This is a genomic window from Halodesulfovibrio sp., from assembly GCF_015482765.1.
Classification (GTDB): Bacteria; Desulfobacterota; Desulfovibrionia; order Desulfovibrionales; family Desulfovibrionaceae; genus Halodesulfovibrio.
Map to the genome: position 1 here is coordinate 1 of NZ_JADMLB010000034.1, position 3,519 is coordinate 3,519.

Genomic DNA, 3,519 nt, shown 5'->3' on the forward strand with positions numbered 1-3,519 from the left:
AAGGCAATGCAGGTTGCTCCCGCAGATTTAGGAGCGACAAGAGTTTTTCCAGGGAAAGTGGAGGCAACATCTGAGGTTGCATTGGCTTTTCGTGTCAGCGGGCAGCTCATAGAATACCCCGTTGCAATGGGGCAGTATGTTAAAGAGGGAGATTTAATAGGTGCCCTTGATACGACAGACTATAAAATTCAAGTGCGTGGGCTGGAAGCACAGCTGTTCGGTGCAAGGGCTGCGTTAAAGGAAGCCAAGCTCAGTTATTCTCGTTATCGTACGCTTGTTGAGGCGGATAATGCGGCGAAAGTTTCTTTTGATCAGGCAGAAGCAACGTATAAGACTTCTGAAGCTAAGGTGAAGTCACTCGTTGAGCAGCTTAACAAAGCCAAAACTGATTTAGATTATGCATCACTGGAAGCCCCTTTCAGTGGATATATTTCTGCAAAGTACATGGATAACTATCAGACAATTCAGGCTGGTCAGCCTGTGGTAAAACTTCAAGATATCGAGACACTTGAGGTTACGATAGGACTTCCTGACAACCTTGTTATTCTTCAGAATGATTTACAGAACATTACGGTAGAGCTGGAGGCGTTTCCCGGTAAAAATATCGATGCAACCGTCAAGGAACTCGGTTTTGATGTTGAGCCGGAAACAAGAACATACCCTTTAACTGTTCAGTTTAAGCGTCCGAAGGATGTTAGTTTTTTACCGGGCATGGCTGCTAATGTGACGCTGCATTTTGCCAGTTCAGGAGTGACTGTTCACTACATTTTGCCTGAGACTGCTGTAATCGGAACATCTGAAGGTGGTTCTGCTGTTTGGGTATATAATAACTCGTCTTCTGTTGTTGAACGCCGTTCAGTCGTAACGGGTAAAGTTTTTTCCAATGGAATAGAGATCTTGGACGGTTTGAAACAGGGCGAGTGGGTTGTGACGGCAGGTGCTCATTACTTGGCCGCCGGACAGAAAGTTCGTCTTCTTGATGCTGCGAAGTAGGGTTATGCAATGAATTTAGCAGAACTTTCAATTAAAAAACGGGCAATTACACAGTTCATTGTCCTGCTTTTATTTATAGCAGGCGGGTTTTCTTATTTTAAGATGGGGAAACTGGAAGATCCTGAATTCACCTTGAAAACAGCAATTGTAATTACGCAATATGCCGGTGCAAGTACTATTCAGGTTGAAGAAGAAGTGACGGATGTACTTGAAACTGCAATTCAGCAGATGGAAAGCCTTAAGCACGTCCGATCCATGTCTCGCCCCGGCCTGTCTGTTATCTGGGTAGATATTGAAGAAAGCAAACGTGCGCGCGAGTTACCGCAAATCTGGGATGACCTGCGTAAGAAAATGCGCGATGTCACTCCTTCGTTACCGCCGGGCGTAGCTTCTCCTATTATTAAAGATGATTTTGGCGACGTGTATGGTGTGTTCCTGACAGTAACGAGTGACGGATTTTCATACGCAGAGTTAAAAGATCAGGTTGATGAATTACGAAAAGAACTGCTGCTGGTAAAAAACGTTGCAAAAGTAGAAATATGGGGTGCCTTACAAGAGTGTATTTACGTTGATATCTCGAGCACGTCACTTTCTGAGCGCGGAATTCCGCCCGCATCCGTTTTTAATGCACTGGATAAACAGAATCTCGTTGTGGATTCCGGCAGTGTGAACCTTGGTCGCGAGCGGGTTCGTCTGGCGGTAAATGGTGAGTTCGACAGCGTTGAGGCTGTCGGAAACCTAATCGTCAGTCATGGTGCATCGGATAAGATGGTGCTTCTGCGAGATATAGCCACTATTCGTAAAGGCTATGTAGAGCCTGTTACAAAGCAGATGCGTTTTAATGGAATGCCTTCATTGGGCATTGCAGCTTCAACCGTTTCCGGCGGTAACGTTATTGAAATGGGTGAAGCCGTTAAGGCGCGGATTGAAGAATTAAAACAGTTTTTGCCTATCGGTATGGAAATTTCGGTTGTGGCTATGCAGTCAGACCTTGTTCAGAAGTCTATTGACGAGTTTATGCTGAACCTTGGTGCTGCGTTACTGATTGTAGTCGCACTGCTTTTTGTGTTCATGGGCTTACGCAGTGGTATGTTGATCGGCTTCGGCTTACTCCTGACGATTGCTACTACCTTTCTTATTATGCGTGGACTGCATGTTGACCTTCAGCGTATTTCATTGGGTGCGTTGATTATTGCTCTTGGTATGCTTGTTGATAACGCAATCGTTGTGACCGAGAGTATGCTGATTAAGTTACAGCTTGGTAAAAGCAGAATGCAGGCTGCGAAAGAAACATATTCTGAAACAGCGTGGCCGTTGCTCGGGGCAACAATTGTAGCAGCATTGGCGTTTTTACCGGTGTATTTGGCAGACAACAATACTGGCGAGTTTTGCGAATCATTGTTCGTTGTTGTCGGTGTTTCTCTGCTTGTGAGCTGGCTTCTGGCTATGACGGTTTCAGCATTGTGGTGCTATATCGGGTTAAAAGTCCCTGAAAATTTGCAGGGAAAAGACCCGTATGCCGGAATCTTTTTTACAACATATCGGAAAATTCTTGATTGCTGCATTCGTTATCGATGGGGCACATTGGCCGTAATGGCTGTACTGCTTGTCACCGCAATTCTTAACTTCAAATATGTTGATAAAACGTTTTTTCCGGAGTCTCGTCGTCCACAGTTGATTGTTGATTACTGGCTGCCTGAGGGAACTAACGTTGATATCGTTTCAAATGATCTTCAAAAGCTTGAAGTGAGTTTGCTTGAACATCCTGAAATAGAGGGTGTTGCATCGTTCGTGGGTGGCGGCGGTACGCGCTTTTATCTTTCTCTGGAGCCGGAGTTTACAAACTCTTCGTACGGTCAGTTGATTTTGAACATGACTGATGCTGAGCATCTTGATGAAACCATCAATTTTGTTCAGAGCGAGCTTGACGAGAAGTTTTTGTATGCTGAACCGCGAGTACGCAGATTCCCGCTTGGTGCCGCATCAAAGTTTAAAGTTGAAGCCCGGTTCAGAGGGCCGGACAGGGCGGTGCTCCATCGTTTAGCTGATGATGCTAAGGCGATTATGCGCGCGGAGCCTACCGCGAAAGATATTCGCGATGACTGGCGGCAGCCTGTAAAAGTTATTGAAGCTGAGTACTCACAGGCTCGTGGATTACGAGTTGGAGTTACAAAAGAAGATGTAGCCTTGGCTATGAAGCGTGGCTATGACGGACTTCCTATGGGAGTATACCGCGAAGGAAATACTCTGCTGCCGATAATTCTTCGTCCACCGGAGAATGAGCGGCACCGCATAGACGATATGCGCATGCTGCAAGTGTATAATATGCAGTCAACGCAAGGGATTCCATTAGGACAGCTTGTTTCTGATGTAACAACAACATGGGAAGAGTCTACGATCCATAGGCGTGATCATCAACGCGCCATTACTGTACAGTGCGATCCTCGTGTCGGTACGGCGGAGACTCTGCGGCAAAAAATAAAGCCTGCCGTTGAAGCATTGGTACTCCCTGCCGGATACACGCTG

The 3,519-nt window shown here is 46.0% G+C and carries 2 protein-coding genes; both read left to right on the forward strand.

Translation table 11 applies throughout. The features are described from left to right. On the forward strand, positions 1–993 hold a 993-nt coding region (locus QZY95_RS05325), incomplete at its 5' end, for an efflux RND transporter periplasmic adaptor subunit (RefSeq protein WP_290920233.1). A 9-nt stretch (positions 994–1,002) separates the two neighbouring features. Beyond that, positions 1,003–3,519 (forward strand): efflux RND transporter permease subunit (locus QZY95_RS05330; protein ID WP_290920236.1); only part of this gene is annotated, 2,517 nt, incomplete at its 3' end.